Origin of the sequence: Kitasatospora sp. NPDC059648 (assembly GCF_042734825.1) — a bacterium.
Classification (GTDB): domain Bacteria; phylum Actinomycetota; class Actinomycetes; order Streptomycetales; family Streptomycetaceae; genus Kitasatospora.
The window spans coordinates 106,659-123,611 of record NZ_JBHWDU010000010.1 but is presented as its reverse complement, the minus strand read 5'-3'; the positions used below and the strand labels follow the sequence as shown (position 1 = coordinate 123,611).

The following is a 16,953-nucleotide window of genomic DNA, read 5'->3' as shown; positions in this document are numbered from 1 at the left end:
CCGCACAAGCAAGAGCACTGCTCTCGAATGTGTGCGCCGATCCGACCTGTGGCAGACTCTCCCCATGCCAGCCATCCGCACCGCCCGCGAACGGGCCCGCGAGGAACTCACCCGCGAGATCAAGCAGGAGGCCCGCCGACAGCTCGCCTCCGCGGGCGCGCAGCAACTGTCCCTGCGCGCCGTCGCCCGCGAGCTGGGCATGGCCTCCTCGGCGCTCTACCGCTACTTCGCCAGCCGCGACGAGCTGCTGACGGCACTGATCATCGACGCCTACACCGAACTCGGCGAAGCCGCCGAAGGCGCCGCCGCGACCGCCGCCCACGCCTCCCCGCGCGAGCGCTGGCGGGCCGTGTGGCAGGCCGCCCGCGACTGGGCCCGCGCCAACCCCCACGAGTTCGCCCTGATCTACGGCACTCCCGTCCCGGGCTACGCCGCACCCCGGACCACGGTCACAGCGGCTGCCCGCCTCCCGCTCGTCCTGCTCGGCATCGTCGGCGAGGCTCCGCTGCGCCCCGCCCCGCCCGGACCCGCCCTCCAGGGCGCCCTGCCCGAACAACTCGCCGGCCTCGCCGCCGCCTTCGCCCCCGATCTCCCCCCGCACACCCTCGCCCGCGCCGTCTCCGCGTGGATCCAGCTCATCGGGCTGATCGGCCTCGAACTCCACGGCCACCTGGTCGGCTCGCTCGACCCGGCCACGGACTTCTTCGCCTGGACCACCGAGGAGACCGCCGACGCCATCGGTTTGTGAAACCGGCCGACCGGCCCCCGGTGGACGCCCGTGGTCGGCCGTCCACCCGCCCGGCCTGGGCTGGCAGCTCGGCGAGGATCTCGGTCCCCTCACCGTCCGGCGCCAGGTGGCCCCCCTCCAGCAGCAGGTCCGCCAGCCGGCGCTGAGCCCACCGCGTTCGCGCCGCTGCCACCCAGGATCGTCGGTGTTCGTCCGGGCAGCGTACGGGCCGTCTCCGACAGGGCCGAGAACAGCGAAGGCGAGGAGATCAGGACTCCTCGCCACTATCAAGATATAGCCCACAGGGGGCCTTGCCGCAAGGCCCCCCTCGTGGCGCAGAATCGTCGCTCGCGGCCGGAACCTGACGAAATGTGTGGTTCGCGACGTTCGTATGCCGGTGCCCCGATGTACCGGCCTCTCATGGAACTCACTGGGGGATCTTCCGATGATCGATGTGATCGTGGTCGGCGGCGGGCCGACCGGCCTCATGCTGGCGATCGAACTGCGGCTCCACGGAGTGCAGGCGGTGGTGCTGGAGCGGCTGACCGCGCCGACCGAGGAGTCCCGCGGCCAGGGGCTGCACGTGCGCAGCGTGGAGATGATGGACCAGCGCGGGCTACTGGACCGGTTCCTCGCGGTGGGCGGGAAGTTCCGGGTCGGCGGCTTCTTCGGCCACATCCACAAGCCGTGGCCGGAGACCATGGACACCGCCCACCCGTACGGCCTCAGCATCGAGCAGCCGGTCACCGAGCGGCTGCTCCGCGAGTACGCGCTCGAACTGGGCGCCGAGATCCGGCGCGGCCAGCAGGTGACCGCCCTCGGCCAGGACGAGGAGGCGGTGACGGTCGAGCTCGCGGACGGCACCCGGCTGCGCTCGCGCTACCTGGTCGGTTGCGACGGCGGCCGCAGCACGGTGCGCAGGCAGCTCGGCATCGCCTTCCCCGGCGAGCCGTCCCGGGTCGACACCCTGCTCGGCGAGCTGTCGCTGGCCGAGGACCCGGCGACGATCGAGGCCGTCGTCACCGAGGTCCGGCGCAGCGAGCTGCGCTTCGGCGCCGTCCCCAGGGGCGAGGGGAGGTACCGGCTGATCGTGCCCGCCGCGGACGTGGCCGAGGACCGCGCCGAGGCGCCCACCCTGGAGGAGTTCCGGCAGCAGCTGCTCGCCACCGCCGGCACCGACTTCGGCGCGCACTCGCCCCGCTGGCTCTCCCGCTTCGGCGACGCCACCCGGCAGGCCGAGCGCTACCGGCTCGGCCGGGTCTTCCTGGCCGGTGACGCCGCGCACATCCACCCGCCCACCGGCGGCCAGGGCCTCAACACCGGCATCCAGGACGCCTACAACCTCGGCTGGAAGCTCGCGGCCGCCGTCCACGGCCACGCCCCCGCCGACCTGCTGGACAGCTACCACGCCGAACGCCACCCGGTGGGCGCCCGCGTCCTGGCCAACACCCGGGCCCAGATGACCCTGTTGGGCGGCGAACCCGGCGCGGTCGCACTGCGGGAGCTGCTCTCCACCCTGATGGACTTCGAGGAGGTCAACCGCTACGTCACCGAGATGGCCTTCGGCCTCGGGGTCCGCTACGACCTCGGCGAGGGCCACGAACTGCTCGGCCGCCGCCTGCGGGACGTCCGGCTGAAGCAGGGGCGCCTGTACGAGCGGATGCGCGGCGGCCGGGCGCTGCTGCTCGACGCGACGGGCGGCGCCCTTTCGGTGACCGGCTGGGCGGACCGCGTCGACCACCTCGTGGACCCGGTGGAGGAGCTGGACGTCCCCGCCGTCCTGCTGCGCCCCGACGGGTACGTGGCCTGGGTCGGCGACGACCAGCAGTCGCTGAACGACGCCTGCGCCCGCTGGTTCGGCGCCGCGGCCGCCTGAACGGGGGCCGACCGCAGGCGGCTCAGTCGGCCGCCGGGTCCGGCGGGCCCGGGTCGATCCTGAGCAGCGAGCGCTTCGCCGTACCGTCCGGCTCGTACACGGTCCGGTACAGGTACGGGCGGTCCGAGCCGGGGAACAGGACGACGCCCTCCTCCACCACCGGCCGCTGCTCGGCGATGGCCCGGAGCCTGTGGTCGGCATCGGCCGGGAACTCCGGCTCCGGGGGGCGTCGGTGGCGTCCGGCCACAGGCTCCACTCCATGTCCGTTCTAAGCCGCGCCGAGCCCGCCCGGAGGGACCGGGCGGGCTCGGCGTTCGGTCGGTGCGGCCGCGCCGCTACTGCGGGCCGGGCTTGATCATCGCGAACGGGGCGCCCTGCGGGTCGGCGACCACCGCCATCCGCCCGGCGACCATGTCGAAGGGCGGGGCGAGGAGGGCGCCGTTGCGCTTGACCACCGTGTCGGCGGCGGAGTCCACGTCGTCGACCGCGAAGTAGCACAGCCAGTGCGCCGGGGTGCCGGGCGGGTCGTCGGCGAGCAGCGAGGCGCCGCCGACGGGGCGGCCGCCGACCTTCAGCTCCCAGTACCGGTCGTTGCCCTCCACCGGCACGACCTCGATGCCGAACGCCTCGCCGTAGAAGGCGCCGGCGGCCCCGATGTCGTCGGTGTGGAGTTCGTTCCAGATCAGCGCGCCGGGCTCGTTGACCACCCCGGCGCCGGCGAAGTCCACCGCCTGCCAGACGCCGAACACCGCGCCCTGCGGGTCCGCGGCGACCAGCATCCGGCCCAGGCTGCCGACGTCCATCACCGGCACCAGCAGGGTGCCGCCGGCCGAGACGATCGCGTCCTGGGTGGCCTGGGCATCCGTGGTGGCCAGGTAGCTGGTCCACACGGTGGGCGGCTCCGGCATGCCCTCGGGGGCCGTCGCCGGGCCGATGCCGGCCGCCGGCCTGCCGTTGAGCTGACAGACGGCGTACCCGCCGAACTCGGCCGGGCCGACCTGCCCCTGCCAGCCGAACAGATCGCGGTAGAAGTCCAGCGCGGCCTGCTGGTCCTGCGCCATCAGATCGATCCAGCACGGGGTGCCGGTCACGTAAGGGGTGGTGACTTCGGGCATGCTCGCTCCTTCCTCGGGTGGCCCCCCACCAGTCACCCTCCCGTCCCGTCCCGGCATCCGCCACCCGACACGCCGCCGCCGGGCCGTCCGCCCGGGCTCCCGACCACGGCGTTTGACCGCGGCCACTCATTGTTGTGACGCTTGGTCAACACACCGTACCGTTGGCTCCTGGGGGGACCGTGGACGAACCGCTCCGAATCCGTGTGACCGACGCCGACCGCGGCGCCACTGCGTCCCTGCTGGCCTGGCTGCGGGCCGAGGAGGAACTGCGCGGGCGGGTCGAGCTGGAGGCCGCACCGCCGCAGCCCGGCTCGCTGGGCACCGTCGCCGACGTGCTCACCGTCGCGGTCGGCACGGGCGGCGCCGTCTCCGGCCTGACCAGCGCCCTGATCGCCTGGATCCGGCGGCGCGCCGGCGAGACGGTGGTCCAGGTGACCCGCGCGGACGGCAGCTCGATCGAACTGCGGGCGACGGCGGTGCACGGCCTCAGGCCGGACGGCGTCGCCGATCTCGTCCGCGAGGTGGGCCGCTCGCTCGCCGACCGCCCCGGCCCGGCCGCACTCCCGGACGGCGATGAGTGACGCCGGACTGCCGTTGGGACTCCCCGGTGCCCGGGCCCTGGTCATCGGGACCGGCAGCCACGTCCCCGGCACACCCTGCTGACGTACAGCGATGTCGGGCTCCCCCGGCTCTGGGACGTCACCGACCCGGACCGACCATCCCTCCCAGGGCGGCACGCTCAACGAACCCGCCGAGTTCGTCGAACACGGCGGAGCCCTCGCCACGTTCACCGCCGACCTGGACATCGAGGACGGGCTCGTCGTGGCAAACGGTCGGGACGGCCGGATCCACGTCTGGGACGCGAAGGACGCTCGGGCCCCGAAGGAGCTCTCCACCATCCAGTCCCCTCAACCGCCGGGCAGGATACGCCTCGTCAATCGGAAGCTGGTCTCCGTGGACCGTCTGGAGAGTCACCGGATGGGCGTCTGGGACCTCAGCGACCCCCGGCATCCGGCCGCCGCCCCGCCGATCGACCTCGGCGACAACCCCGAGGCGGAGGACCACGTGTCGAACCTGCTCGCGATCACCACGGCCAGGATCCAGGGCACCAACCCGAAGACCGTCCAGCTGTGGGATCTCAGCGATCTCCGGCACCCCTACCATGCCGAGGTCGCCAATGGCACCGTGAACGGCTTCGCACTCAGCCATGACGGCCGCACCCTCGCGGTGGCGACCGACACGACCGTCGACCTGTGGGACATCGGCGACATCCACCACCCCGCGCGGGCCGGCTCCCTCGCCGTTGAACGACAGTCCGACCTCCGTTTCAGCCCCGACGACCGCCTGCTCGTCAGCAACACCATGTCCCGCGGAGCTGCCGACCCCGATTCGGGACGGCTCCACCTGTGGCGGGTGGCAGATCCCCACGAGCCGGCCGAGGTCGCCACGTTCACCGCCTCGCGCATCGTCTACGGTGCCCGCTTCAGCCCCGACGGGCGCAGTCTCCTGGTCAGCGAGGCCGGAAAGGACGGCGCACCGAGCCGCGTCCTCCTCATCGACCCCGGCATCGACCGGCTCACCCGCCACCTCTGCGACACCGTGGGCACCGCCATCACCCCCGACCAGTGGCACCAGTACTTCCCCGGCACCCCGTACCGACGTCCTTGCGGCTGACGGCACGCTCCATCCGCGCATGACAGGCCCATGCACTGCGCGAGACGGTGCGGTGGAAACCCGACGGGCTCGGCGAAGGCGCCGGCGTTCTCGTTGCCGTCGCCGCCCATCAGGTCCAGCACAGCGGCGACAGGCCCCGCACCGCGCGCGGCCGCGCTCAGATCGACGGTCGCAACGGGCGGTCGAGGTCCCCGACCAGCACGCGCGGATGGCGTCGCCACCACCACAGCGCGGGCGGCGGGATGCGGTGGAACCGGCCGAGGGCGACACCGTCGTCGTCGACGGTCGCTTCGCGGAACCGCCGGTCCGACTCCTCGATCCTGCCCGTCCAGAGCAGCACGGTCCGGTCGTCCAGCAGCAGCCACGCCTCGTGCAGCCAGTTCCGGCAGGACAGGTCGTTGACGTACTTGTCCACGTCGTCCTCGTAACCGCGCTCGACCTCGCCGACCAGCCAGGCCCAACTGCCCACCATCTCCTCGACGGTGAACGCCTTGCGCCAGCCGCGCCGGTGCAGTCGTCCGCCGACCGCCGCCTCATCGCCCCCTGCATTCATCGCCGCAAGGCCCTCACGCCGCCCCGCGCGCCCGGCACCGGGTAGGGTGCGCGGATCGTGGAGACGGGGAGGCGGGGTGCACCGATGGCGGCCGAGGCGGCGACGCGGGCGCAGTTGGCGGGGGCGGCGCGGGCTGCCCTCGGTGGGCGGCTGGCAGCCGTCGAGCGGCTGGCGGGCGGCAGCAAGAAGGGCGTGTACCGCCTGGTGACGGACGACGGGACGACGGCGGTCGCCTACCGCTGGGCCGATGCCGAGAACTACTGGCCGACCGCCGAGGGCGACGACGACCTCGCCGACCCCTTCTCCCCGGGTCTCGGACTCGACCTGTTCGTGGCGGCGCACGACCGGCTGGCCGGCCTGGGCGTCCGCGTCCCGGCGATCCGGCTGGTCGACCGCGACGGTGCGTACGGCCCGGCCGACCTGGCGGTCGTCGAGGACGTGCCGGGCGAGAGCCTGGAGTCCATGCTCGCGCGCGATCCGCGGGCCGCCGCTCCGGTCCTGGCCCGGCTCGGGGAGGCCTTGGCGGCGATGCGCGGCCACCGGGCACCGCGGTACGGCAAGGTCGCCGTGGTCGATGCGGGCGGCGCCTCGCACGGGAGTTCCTGCGAGGGGGTCGTGCTGGAGCGCGCCCTGCGGGACCTCGCCGGGGCGGCGGCGCGCGATCCCCGGATCACGGCCTCCCGCGAGCGGCTGGAAGCGCGGCTGCGGACCCTGGCGGGGGCGGTGCGGCCGCGGACGGAGTACGCCGTCGTGCACGGGGAGCTGGGGCCCGACCACGTGCTGGTGGACGCGTCCGGGCAGCCCGTGGTGATCGACCTCGAAGGCACGATGTACTTCGACGTCGAGTGGGAGCACGTGTTCCTGCGGATCCGACTGCACGAGGCCTACCGGCCGTTGGAGGCGGCCGGGCTGGACGAGGACCGGCTCGCCCTCTACCTGCTGGCCCAGCGGCTCTCCCTCACCGCGGGGCCGCTGCGGCTGCTGGACGGGCACTTCCCCGACCGGGCTGCGATGGCGGCCATCGCCGAGTACAACCTGAACCGGGCCCTGGACCTGGTCCGTTGAAGGACCGTCCCCCGAGGGCCCCGCGCCGTCTGCGACCATGACCGGATGTCGCAGGACCCCAGGGCAGACCGCTGGCCCTGGCGCGCCCGCCCGTTGCACGAGAAGTCGGCCGGTCCGACTTCTCGTACAACGGGCGGGCCCACGGGCGGCGGTTCAGCGGTACCAGGTCGAGCAGCCAGGCCCGGTCGATCCGCAGGATCACGCGGCGTCCGCCGCCGCGCCGCGGGCGGGGGCCGGGTACGGGCCGAACTCCGCCTCGAAGGCGGGGCCCCAGGCCTGGGCGAAGTGGGCGGCGGCGGTCAGGAAGCGCTCGCGGCGCTCGTCCGCCTCCTCCGCCAGCACCTTGCGCGCGTAGTCCGGCAGGCTCATCCCGGCGGCCTCGGCGCGCCGCTCCAGCGCCTGGTGCACGGCGTCGTCCAGGCGGACGTTCAGCTGCTTCATGGCGGTGAGCGTAGCTGCCGGTAGCGCCCGCTACAAGGCGGCCCCGGGCCAGTGGGGCCTGCTCGTTCCCCGCCCCGGCCGCAGGGCTCAACCGTCCCGCCCGGAGGACTCGACGCGGACCTCCAGGGCGGTCCAGTGCGCCGCCCACCGGCTCAGCCGGTCCGCGTCCAACGGGCTCTGCGGGAGCAGCGACGGATCGGGCCGGAAGGTCACGCAGGTGCCGGTGGTGCCGTCGGGCTCGATCGGATCGAGGCCGGTCACCGGCAGGCCGTGCTCGTAGCGCTGGGTCCAGGCCCCGCTGTGCCGGCGGTTGGTGTGCACGAGCCAGGAGCTGAGCGCCGCGACCACCGACATGCCGCGGCGCGGGTGCCCGTCCGGGAGCCGCTCCGCCTCGGGCCGGTCGAAGAAGCGCAGGTCCTTGGTGGCCATGACGGGCTTCTTGACCACCTCGCCGTGCTCGTCGACCCGGGTGTCGGTGCCCCGCCCGTCGTCGCGGACGGAGACCGAGCCGTCGGCGTGCACGGTGACGACGGCTCGGCCAGCGCCGCGCGCGGCCGCCTCGTCGCCCGGGTAGGCGAGCACCTCCAGGACGAGGTGCTCGACCCCGCCCGGTGCGAACTCCACGGCCGCCGCGCGGATCCCGGCGAGGTGCCCGGCGTCCACGGCGACGGCCCAGTCGTGGGTGGTGTTGGTCCAGGCAGCCCTGGCGCGTCCGTCCATCCGACGAGTATGCCCGACCGTTCAGCCGCCGCCCGCCACCAGCTGGTCCCCCAACCCGCTGCGGCGGTAGAGGACTTGACGGCCGTCCCGGCCCGCGCGACCAGCCCGGTGGCGTGGAGCAGCCGCAGCTGCCGGGAGACCGCGCTCGGGGTGACGTGGGCCGGCTCAAGACCGCCTACATGACCTGCGCCTACCTGGGCGGCAGCGCGGGCTCCTGGCTCGGCGCCCGGGTCTGGGCGCTGGCCGGCTGGTGGGGCGTGTGCACGCTGCTCGCCCTCCTGACCGCCCTCGCCCTGGCCCGCCACCTGGCGGCCCCGCGCTCCGCCACCGGCGCCTCCGCGCTCAGCCGGTCACCAGCCGCCGACCGCTGATCTCCTCGGGCCGGATCCGCACCCAGCGCGGCCGGTCGCCGCCCGCCCACGGGGCCGCGCCGGGCAGGGCGTCGAGGCGGCGCCGCTCCTCCGGGTCGTCGACGTAGTGGGCGGAGCCGACGACGAGCACGGTCCAGCCGCGGCCCTGGAACTCGTCGATGCGGTCGACCTCCAGGGACACCTCCGCCCCCTCCTCCGGGGCGGTCCCCGTCCGCTCACCGGTCCGGTAGGCGAAGGAGGCCCGGTCGACCACGTAGTTGACCGGCCGGACCGCCGGGCCGGGCCGCACCGGCAGGGCGATCCGGCCGATCCCGTGCGAGCCGACCAGCTCCCAGCACTCGGCGTCGGTCAGGTTGAGCAGTCTCGGCCGCGGGCCGGGCCCGCCGAGACCGGGCGGGGTGTCCGTGCCGTCCGCCAGGAGTTCGTCCCGGGTCGCGCCGAGCGCGGCGGCGATCCTGACGAAGCCGCCGGGATCGAAGGCGGGCCCGGCCTGGAGCAGGTCGCCCAGGTAGCGCGGCGCCATCGCCGCCCGGTGGGCCAGGTCCTCCTCGCTGAGGCCGAGCCGCTCGCGCCGTTCGGCGACCCGGCGGGCCACATCGGTGGGGTCGGGATCGGACGGGTGGTTCACGGTGGTGGCTCCTCGGCTCGACCCCCCAGGGGGCACCGGACCGGCGTCCGGGCGGTGACCAGGCCCGATCCATCCAAGCGCCCGGCCATCGCCGAGTCGAGGAAGGGCAGGGCCCCGTGCGTGTCGGCACGCCCCGCGCGGTCCGTGCGGGCCCGGCTTGTTCCGCCATTCCCCGCCTGCGATCATCTCCCTGACGCGGAATCAGGTCCGCGTCGGGAACGGGGACGAGGAGACACATCGGTGATCGTCGTAACGGGTGCCACCGGTACGGTCGGGTCCAAGGTGGTCGTGGGTCTGCGTGAGCGCGGCCAGTCGGTACGGGCGCTGGTGCGCGCCGGGTCCGAGGGCCCCGCCGAGTGGGACCAGGCGGTCGAGCGGGTCGCCGCCGACTTCGCCGACCCGGCGTCGCTGGACGCCGCCCTCGCCGGGGCCGACACGATCTACCTGCTGGTGGCCGTGCACCCGGAGATGGCCCGGCACGAGAAGAACGTGATCGACGCGGCCGTCCGCACCGGCCGACGCCCGCGGATCGTGCTGCACGCGGCCGTCGGCATCGAGAACCGCCCGGAGGGCGTGCGCTTCATCGGCGCGCACATCGCGGGCCTGGACCACCTGAAGGCCTCCGGCCTGCCGTGGACGGTGCTCGGCCCGAACGGCTTCTACCAGAACTTCCTCGGCACGGCCCCGACCGTCAAGGCCGGCCACCTGGCCGTGCCCGGCGGCGAGGGCGCGGTGTCGTACGTGGACGCCCGGGACGTCGCGGCGGCCGCCGTCGAGGTGCTGGCCACCGAGGGGCACGAGGGCGCGGTCTACACCCTGACCGGCCCGGCGGCACTCACCCACGGCGAACTGGCCGAGCAGTTGGCTGCCGTGGCCGGCCACCCGGTCGCGTACGCCGCGCTCACCCCCGAGGTGGCCCTGGAGGGCCTGCTCGGCATGGGCTGGGAGCGGTGGCGCGCCGAGGGCATGGTCGAGCTGTACGGGCTGTACGCGTCCGGGCGGGCCTCTGCGGTCAGCTCGGACGTGGAGAAGCTGACCGGCCGTCCGCCGCGCACCTTCGCCGAGTTCGCGGCCGAGAACGCCGAGGTCTTCCGCGCCTGAGCCGTCCCCGGGGGCGCGCCGTCGTCGGCCCCGTGGCGCACCCCCGCGTGGCCTCGGCGGCGCGCCACGGTTCCCGCTCCCGCGCCGGCCGTCAACGATGCGTCAAGATCCTGCTCCACACGCCTTACCGTCCCGCCCCGCCGGGCGCATACTGTGCTGCGCGCGGCGAGCACCCGGCGACAGGGCCATCCCGGACCCGGCCCGGCTGCGCCGCGACGGGGAGAAGGTAGAACGGGCGTGGCGGTACTCGTGATCGTCGTGGTGGTCGTCCTGCTGTGGCTGGTGACCGGCGTGCGGGTGGTGCAGCAGTACGAGCGCGGTGTGGTGTTCCGGCTCGGCAGGGTGCGCGGACAGGTCCGCGAGCCCGGTCTGACGATGCTGGTGCCGGTGCTCGACCGGATGCGCAAGGTGAACGTCCAGGTGGTCACCATGCCGGTGCCCGCCCAGGAGGGCATCACCAAGGACAACGTCTCGGTGAGCGTCGACGCGGTGCTGTACTTCCGCGTGGTCGAGCCGATCAAGGCCACCGTGGACGTGCAGAACTACGGCTTCGCCATGCTGCAGGTCGCCCAGACCTCGTTGCGCTCGATCATCGGCAAGAGCGAGCTGGACGACCTGCTGTCCGGGCGGGAGAACCTGCACCAGGGCCTGGAACTCATGCTGGAGAGCCCGGCGGCGGGCTGGGGCGTGCACATCGACCGGGTGGAGATCAAGGACGTCAGCCTGCCCGACTCGATGAAGCGCTCGATGGCCCGCCAGGCCGAGGCCGACCGCGAGCGCCGGGCCCGTATCATCACCGCGGATGGCGAGTACCAGGCGGCCGCCAAGCTCGCCGAGGCGGCGAGCAAGATGGCCGAGACCCCGGAGGCGATGCAGCTGCGCATGCTGCAGACGGTGGTCGAGGTCGCGGCGGAGAAGAACTCGACGCTCGTGCTGCCGTTCCCGGTGGAGCTGCTGCGTTTCTTCGAGGCCTCCACGGCCCGCCTCACCGAAGGCCGGGCCGACGCGGCCCCGGCCGTTCCGCCGCAGGCCACCGACGCCGGGCGCGACTGACGCCCACTCGGCCGGTTCGGGAGGAGTTCCCGAACCGGCCATAGGTCCGTTCTATGGCCTCATAGATCAGTACCGACTACACCTCCGTTCGAACAGCGGGTTGGCTGCGAGGGTCCAGACCAATTCACCTCCCCTGCGCCCGACCGGAGGATCCACCCGCATGACCCGCCCGATCCGAGTCGCCATCGTCGGAGCCGGCCCCGCCGGCATCTACGCCGCCGACGCCCTGCTGAAGTCCGATGCCGCGCAGGCGCCCGGTGTCTCGATCGACCTGTTCGAGCGGATGCCCGCCCCGTTCGGCCTGATCCGCTACGGCGTCGCCCCCGACCACCCGCGGATCAAGGGCATCGTCACCGCGCTGCACCAGGTGCTGGACAAGCCCCAGGTCCGGCTCTTCGGCAACGTCGACTACCCGTCCGACCTCGCCCTGGACGACCTGCACCGCCACTACGACGCCGTGGTCTTCGCCACCGGCGCGATGGCCGACCGCTCGCTCGACCTGCCCGGCATCGAGCTGGACGGCTCCTACGGCGCGGCCGACTTCGTCTCCTTTTACGACGGCCACCCGGACGTTCCCCGCACCTGGCCGCTGGAGGCCGAGAAGGTCGCCGTCCTCGGCGTCGGCAACGTCGCCCTGGACGTCGCCCGGATCCTCGCCAAGACCGCCGACGAGCTGCTGCCCACCGAGATCCCGCCGAACGTGTACGAGGGCCTGCGCCGCAACCGCGCCGTCGAGGTGCACGTCTTCGGCCGCCGCGGCCCGGCGCAGGCCAGGTTCAGCCCGATGGAGCTGCGCGAGCTCGACCACTCGCCCACCATCGAGGTGATCGTCAACCCGGAGGACATCGAGTACGACGAGGGCTCGATCGCCGAGCGCCGCGCCGTGAAGCACGTCGACCTGGTCGCCGCCACGGTCGAGAACTGGGCGATCCGCGACGTCGGCGACCGCCCCCACCGGGTGTACCTGCACTTCTTCGAGTCCCCGGTCGAGGTCCTCGGCGAGGACGGCCGGGTGGTCGGCCTGCGCACCGAGCGCACCGAGCTGGACGGCACCGGCAACGTGCGCGGCACCGGCCGCCACACCGACTGGGACGTCCAGGCCGTCTACCGGGCCGTCGGCTACTACTCCGACGAACTGCCCAAGCTGCCCTTCGACCCGGTCTCCGGCACCGTCCCGCACCGGTCCGGCCGCGTGCTGGACGGCGACGGCGGCCACCTGCCCGCCGTCTACGTGACCGGCTGGATCAAGCGCGGCCCGGTCGGCCTGATCGGCCACACCAAGGGCGACGCCAACGAGACGGTCGCCTGCCTGCTGGACGACCACGCCGGCGGCCGCCTGCCCGGCGCCGCCGAACCCGACCCGGCGGCGGTCGAGGAGCACCTGCGCGCCCGCGGCGTCCGCTACACCACCTGGGACGGCTGGAAGCAGCTCGACGCCCACGAGCGCGCCCTCGGCCGGGCCCAGGACCGCGAGCGGGTCAAGGTCGTCGAGCGCGAGGACATGCTCCGCCACAGCGGGGCCTGAGCCACGGGGCCCGTCCGGCGGATCGTGCCGGACAGGCCCTACTCGCGGCGGACGATCGGCAGCAGCACCTCGTCCACGATCGCCGCCGGATCGAGTTCGACCGCGCCCCCGCCGCACATCTTGATCCGGTACAGGATCAGCGCCGGCACCACGTCGGTGACCAGTGGGGTGACCGCCCCGGGACGGACCTCGCCCCGTGCGGCGCCCCGGTCGAGCACCGCGGCGATCAGCGCGGTGGTCGGCCCGACCACCCGCTCCAGCACCAGCTCCAGGAAGACGTGGGCGCGCTGGTGGTCGATCTCGCCCATGACCGCGCGGACGGCGGCCCCCGGTTCGCTGAACATCGCGCCGCGCAGCCCGGTCACCACCGCGAGGAGGTCCCCGCGCAGGCTGCCGGTGTCGGGCGCCGCTCCGGCCGGGGGCAGGCTGGCCCGCAGCGCGTCCATCACCAGCTCCTCCTTGGAGGACCAGCGCCGGTAGAGGGCGGCCTTCCCGGTCTGTGCGGCGGCGGCCACGCCCTCCATGGTGAGCCGCGCGTAGCCGTCGGCGGTGAGCTGCTGGAGGGCCGCCCCGTAGATGGCGCTCTCCAGGGCCTCACCGCGCCGACGGACCGGAGCCGCCGTCGCCGCCGCGCGCTCGGTGCCCCGCTCACCGGTTCGGGCTTCAGCGGACATGGCTGCGGACCTTCCGGGAGGGTTCCCTGTTCTCCTGGCCTACCGCCAATGTTAGTGAACGAACCCGTTCCCTCCCAGGGCCCGAGCCCCCGCCGGTCCCGTGGAGCCATCGGTCCGTGCGGCGCTCCGGACGGGTGACTCCAGGGCCCGCCACCCCGGCGGCGGCCGACGGGTCCGCTACCAACGAGGGGCACCTTCCCCGGCGAAAGGCGGTCCCCGCCGTGGCCGTACCCACCACCTTCGACCAGACCGCGACCGGCTGCAGCCTCGCCCACGCCTACAACCTGGCCAGGGCCGCCGACCTCGCCTACAAGGACGACGCCACGATCGACCGGCAGGCGCACGACTGGGGCTTCGACACGGTGCACCACCACGACACCCGGTTCACCCCGCCGTTCCCGCTCGAAGACACCCAGGCCTGCACCATGGCGAGCGACCGGATGATCGTGGTCGCCTTCCGGGGCACCGAACCCAAGGAGATCCGCGACTGGCTCACCGACTCCACCACCCCGCCCTGGCCCGGCCCGGCCGGGCACCGGCTACGTCCACTACGGCTTCGCCGAGGCGCTGGAGTCGGTCCTCCCCGACGTCCGCAAGACGCTCGCCGGACTGCGCGACAACGACCAGACCGTCCGGTTCACCGGCCACAGCCGGCGCCCTGGCGATGCTCGCCGCCGCCCGTCTCAACCTGGAGGACCCGCGCCTGACGGCCGACGGCGTGTACACCTTCGGCCAGCCCCGCACGTGCGACCGGCTGCTCACCGCCGCCTACGACAAGGCGCTCAAGGGGCGGAGTTACCGCTTCGTCAACAACAACGACGTCGTCCCCCAGCTGCCGCCGGAGCCGGCCTTCACCCACATCGACGCGCTGCGGTTCATCGACTCCGCGGGGACCGTCCACGAGGGCGCCAGCGGCCTGGTCTCCGACCTCGCCGACCGCGCCAAGGGCCTGACCTCCGCCGCCTTCGAGCCCACCGGCGAGGGCGTGCGCAACCACTTCGTGCGCAGCTACCTCACGGCGCTGGGGAAGAACCTCTGAGCGGCCGACCGCCCGCCGGCGGCGCCGTCACCCGCCGTAGTGGGGCCGGCTTGGCACGAGAACCGCTGGACGGCGCTGTTCCTCGCCTTCCAGTCGCGGTTCTGGCACACCGACGAGCGCACCGACCCCGCCCTGTCGACCTCCGTGCCGCGCCCCCACCGGTCGCGGGAGACCCCGGTCGGCACCGAGTATGGCAGGGCCCGGCACATCAGGAAGGCGCCCGGGGCCGTCGGCTCATCCCGCGATCGGCGGGTTCGGCCGGGTCAGCCCGCGGTCGTAGGCGAAGATCACCGCCTGCACCCGGTCCCGGGCGCCGATCTTCCCCAGCACCCGGCTCACGTGCGTCTTGACGGTCGATTCGGCCAGCACCAGCCGCTGGGCGATCTCGCTGTTGGTCCAGCCCTGCGCGATGGCCACCAGGATCTCCCGCTCGCGCTCGGTCAGCGCCTCCAGCCTGGGGTCGTCCACGGGCACCGCGCCGGGCGGACGGACCGGCAGGTGGTGGGCGTAGGCGTCGAGCAGCCGCCGGGTGATCGCCGGGGCCACCACCGCGTCGCCCTCGGCCACCGCCCGGATCCCGGCGAGCAGTTCCTCCGGCCGCGCGTCCTTGAGCAGGAAACCGCTGGCCCCGGCGCGCAGCGCGGCGTGGGCGTACTCGTCCAGGTCGAAGGTGGTGAGCACCAGGATCCGCGAGCGTCCGCCGCCGGCGACGATCCGGCGGGTCGCCTCGATGCCGTCCATGCCGGGCATCCGGATGTCCATCAGGACGACGTCGGGCCGCAGGTCGGCGGCCAGCCGGACCGCCTCGGCGCCGTGGGCGGCCTCGCCGACCACCTCGGTGTCGGGCTGGCTCTCAAGCAGCATCCGGAAGCCGTAGCGCTGCAGTGGCTGGTCGTCCACGATGAGGACGGTGGTCACGGGTGGCCGCCTGTCGGGTCGGGGGTGAGGTCCAGTACGGCCTCCACGGTCCATCCTGCCCCAGGGCCGGGGCCCGCCGTGACGGTGCCGCCGTACAGGGCCGCGCGTTCGCGCATCCCGGCCAGGCCGTGCCCCTCGCCGTCCGGGCGCACCGGCCGGCGGGTGCCGCCGGGCGGGCCGCTGTCCTGGATCCGCACCCGCAGCCGGGTGGCGTCGGCGGTCAGGGTCACGTGCGCCCGGGTCTCGGGGCCCGCGTGCTTGAGGGTGTTGGTGAGCGCCTCCTGGACGATCCGGTAGGCCATCAGCTGGACGCCGCGGTCGAGCTGGTCCAGGTCGCCGCCGACGGTGTACACCACCTGGGGGCCGGCGGCGCGGATCCGGGCGCACAGCCCGTCGAGGTCGGCGATGCCGGGCTGCGGGTTGAACTCGGCGGTCCGGTCGGCCTGGTCGCGCAGCACGCCGAGCATCCGGCGCAGCTCGCCGAGCGCCTGGCGGCTGGTCTCGCCGATCAGCTGGAGCGCCTCCCGGCCGCGCTCGGGGGAGGTCTGGGCGGCATAGGCGCCGCCGTCGGCCAGGGTGACGATGACGGACAGGTTGTGGCCGATGATGTCGTGCATCTCCCGGGCCACCCGGGTGCGTTCGGTGGCGGTGGCCAGCCGGCTGCGCTGGTCGCGCTCGATCTCCAGCCGGGCGGCGCGCTCGCGCAGCCCGGCCAGCTGGGCCCGCCGGATGCGCACCGCGAGGCCCAGGGCGACGCCCGCGGTGGCGGCGCTGACCAGGAAGAACAGGGCGTCCCCGACCGGCAGCCCGCCGCCGGAGACCTCCACCGCGACCAGGGCCATCGCGCCGACCATCACCGCGCAGGACCAGGGCAGGTGCCGCAGCCGCCCGTGCAGAGCCAGGCTGTAGAGCGCCACCAGCAGGGCGGCGTCGGCGCGCAGGCCGATGCCCAGCGACCACTGCAGCACGAAGACCGCCATGATCGCCGCGAAGGCCTCGGTGGGCCGCCGTCGGCGCCACAGCAGCGGCAGCACCAGGCCCGCCTGCAGGGCCAGGGTGGCCGGCAGCGGCGGGCGGACCAGGGCGAGCCGGTGCTCGTGCGGACCGCCGTCGCCGTGGCCCGGGACGAGGTCGGGCAGGCAGAACACCAGGAAGACGACGGCCACCACGGCGGCGTCCAGCCCCCAGGGGTGAGCGCGGTCCGCCTCGCGCAGCCGCTGGCCGATCCGGGCCAGCCGGGCGAACAGCGGGTGGCCGGACAGCACGTCGGCGGCCGAGAACGGGCCGGCGGAGGTGGCGTGGTCCTCGCTCACCGGTGGGGTCTCCCTGCTGGTCGTGAAGCGGTGCGGGGCTCCGCGGAAAACGGCGGGGCTCCGCGGAAAGCGGTGCGGTGGGGGCGCCGGGGGGGGGGGGGGGGGCCCCCCCCCGGGCCCCCCCCCCCCCCGGCGCCCGGGGCCCCCCCCCCCCCCCCCG

General features: G+C 74.3%; 18 protein-coding genes and 1 pseudogene. 10 read left to right on the top strand and 9 right to left on the bottom strand.

Features of this window, described 5'->3' with window-relative positions; translation table 11 throughout:
• The first annotated feature begins 64 nt into the window (after positions 1 to 64).
• Positions 65 to 748, top strand: coding sequence for a TetR/AcrR family transcriptional regulator (locus ACFV1W_RS09360; RefSeq protein ID WP_380414615.1), 684 nt, complete (start codon positions 65 to 67; stop codon positions 746 to 748).
• A gap of 424 nt (positions 749 to 1,172) precedes the next feature.
• Entirely contained in the window at positions 1,173 to 2,603 is a 1,431-nt protein-coding gene (gene rox, locus ACFV1W_RS09355) for a rifampin monooxygenase (protein WP_380414614.1), read from the top strand.
• 22 nt (positions 2,604 to 2,625) lie between these two features.
• Here rox and ACFV1W_RS09350 read toward each other — a convergent pair whose 3' ends face one another.
• The gene (locus ACFV1W_RS09350; protein WP_380414612.1) at positions 2,626 to 2,850 is read right to left on the bottom strand and encodes a hypothetical protein; all 225 of its coding nucleotides are present in this window, start codon (positions 2,848 to 2,850) and stop codon (positions 2,626 to 2,628) included.
• A gap of 88 nt (positions 2,851 to 2,938) precedes the next feature.
• Positions 2,939 to 3,718, bottom strand: a complete 780-nt coding sequence (locus ACFV1W_RS09345; protein ID WP_380414611.1) for a VOC family protein — start codon at positions 3,716 to 3,718, stop codon at positions 2,939 to 2,941.
• 203 nt (positions 3,719 to 3,921) lie between these two features.
• Between ACFV1W_RS09345 and ACFV1W_RS09340 the strand changes: the two genes are divergently transcribed.
• Together ACFV1W_RS09340 and ACFV1W_RS09335 are read left to right on the top strand one after the other, a co-directional pair.
• On the top strand, positions 3,922 to 4,299 hold the full coding sequence (locus ACFV1W_RS09340) for a hypothetical protein (protein ID WP_380414609.1): 378 nt from the start codon (positions 3,922 to 3,924) through the stop codon (positions 4,297 to 4,299).
• A gap of 91 nt (positions 4,300 to 4,390) precedes the next feature.
• Positions 4,391 to 5,392, top strand: coding sequence for a WD40 repeat domain-containing protein (locus tag ACFV1W_RS09335; RefSeq protein ID WP_380414607.1), 1,002 nt, complete (start codon positions 4,391 to 4,393; stop codon positions 5,390 to 5,392).
• Positions 5,393 to 5,549: 157 nt separating this feature from the next.
• Here the strand turns inward: ACFV1W_RS09335 and ACFV1W_RS09330 are convergent, their stop codons facing one another.
• Complete coding sequence (locus ACFV1W_RS09330; RefSeq protein WP_380414605.1) at positions 5,550 to 5,945, bottom strand: hypothetical protein; 396 nt, start codon at positions 5,943 to 5,945, stop codon at positions 5,550 to 5,552.
• Between the two features lie 84 nt (positions 5,946 to 6,029).
• Between ACFV1W_RS09330 and ACFV1W_RS09325 the strand changes: the two genes are divergently transcribed.
• Positions 6,030 to 7,010, top strand: coding sequence for a phosphotransferase family protein (locus ACFV1W_RS09325; RefSeq protein WP_380414603.1), 981 nt, complete (start codon positions 6,030 to 6,032; stop codon positions 7,008 to 7,010).
• 198 nt (positions 7,011 to 7,208) lie between these two features.
• Here the strand turns inward: ACFV1W_RS09325 and ACFV1W_RS09320 are convergent, their stop codons facing one another.
• Positions 7,209 to 7,451, bottom strand: coding sequence for a plasmid mobilization protein (locus ACFV1W_RS09320; RefSeq protein ID WP_380414601.1), 243 nt, complete (start codon positions 7,449 to 7,451; stop codon positions 7,209 to 7,211).
• An 87-nt stretch (positions 7,452 to 7,538) separates the two neighbouring features.
• Positions 7,539 to 8,171, bottom strand: coding sequence for an ATP-binding protein (locus ACFV1W_RS09315; RefSeq protein ID WP_380414599.1), 633 nt, complete (start codon positions 8,169 to 8,171; stop codon positions 7,539 to 7,541).
• A 113-nt stretch (positions 8,172 to 8,284) separates the two neighbouring features.
• Between ACFV1W_RS09315 and ACFV1W_RS09310 the strand changes: the two genes are divergently transcribed.
• Positions 8,285 to 8,542 (top strand): hypothetical protein, encoded by a 258-nt coding sequence (locus ACFV1W_RS09310; protein WP_380414597.1) that lies wholly within the window; start codon positions 8,285 to 8,287, stop codon positions 8,540 to 8,542.
• Here the strand turns inward: ACFV1W_RS09310 and ACFV1W_RS09305 are convergent.
• Entirely contained in the window at positions 8,514 to 9,170 is a 657-nt protein-coding gene (locus tag ACFV1W_RS09305; RefSeq protein ID WP_380414595.1) for a pyridoxamine 5'-phosphate oxidase family protein, read from the bottom strand. The genes ACFV1W_RS09310 and ACFV1W_RS09305 overlap by 29 nt on opposite strands.
• Positions 9,171 to 9,410: 240 nt before the next feature.
• Between ACFV1W_RS09305 and ACFV1W_RS09300 the strand changes: the two genes are divergently transcribed.
• The 3 genes from ACFV1W_RS09300 to ACFV1W_RS09290 all read left to right on the top strand — a co-directional run bounded on the left by ACFV1W_RS09300 (position 9,411) and on the right by ACFV1W_RS09290 (position 12,849).
• Positions 9,411 to 10,271: an NAD(P)H-binding protein gene (locus ACFV1W_RS09300; protein WP_380414593.1), complete on the top strand. Its 861-nt coding sequence runs from the start codon at positions 9,411 to 9,413 to the stop codon at positions 10,269 to 10,271.
• Positions 10,272 to 10,508: 237 nt separating this feature from the next.
• Entirely contained in the window at positions 10,509 to 11,324 is an 816-nt protein-coding gene (locus ACFV1W_RS09295) for a slipin family protein (RefSeq protein ID WP_380414591.1), read from the top strand.
• 160 nt (positions 11,325 to 11,484) lie between these two features.
• Complete coding sequence (locus ACFV1W_RS09290; protein ID WP_380414589.1) at positions 11,485 to 12,849, top strand: FAD-dependent oxidoreductase; 1,365 nt, start codon at positions 11,485 to 11,487, stop codon at positions 12,847 to 12,849.
• Between the two features lie 38 nt (positions 12,850 to 12,887).
• On the opposite strand, the gene ACFV1W_RS09285 is transcribed toward ACFV1W_RS09290, so the two are convergent.
• Positions 12,888 to 13,523: a TetR-like C-terminal domain-containing protein gene (locus ACFV1W_RS09285; RefSeq protein WP_380414587.1), complete on the bottom strand. Its 636-nt coding sequence runs from the start codon at positions 13,521 to 13,523 to the stop codon at positions 12,888 to 12,890.
• A 221-nt stretch (positions 13,524 to 13,744) separates the two neighbouring features.
• Between ACFV1W_RS09285 and ACFV1W_RS09280 the strand changes: the two are divergent.
• Positions 13,745 to 14,562 (top strand): annotated as a pseudogene (locus ACFV1W_RS09280) (lipase family protein).
• A gap of 234 nt (positions 14,563 to 14,796) precedes the next feature.
• Here the strand turns inward: ACFV1W_RS09280 and ACFV1W_RS09275 are convergent.
• Positions 14,797 to 15,480 (bottom strand): response regulator, encoded by a 684-nt coding sequence (locus tag ACFV1W_RS09275; RefSeq protein ID WP_380414585.1) that lies wholly within the window; start codon positions 15,478 to 15,480, stop codon positions 14,797 to 14,799.
• Positions 15,477 to 16,793, bottom strand: coding sequence for a histidine kinase (locus ACFV1W_RS09270; RefSeq protein ID WP_380414583.1), 1,317 nt, complete (start codon positions 16,791 to 16,793; stop codon positions 15,477 to 15,479). The genes ACFV1W_RS09275 and ACFV1W_RS09270 overlap by 4 nt, the downstream gene beginning before the upstream one ends.
• Between the last annotated feature and the right edge of the window lie 160 nt (positions 16,794 to 16,953).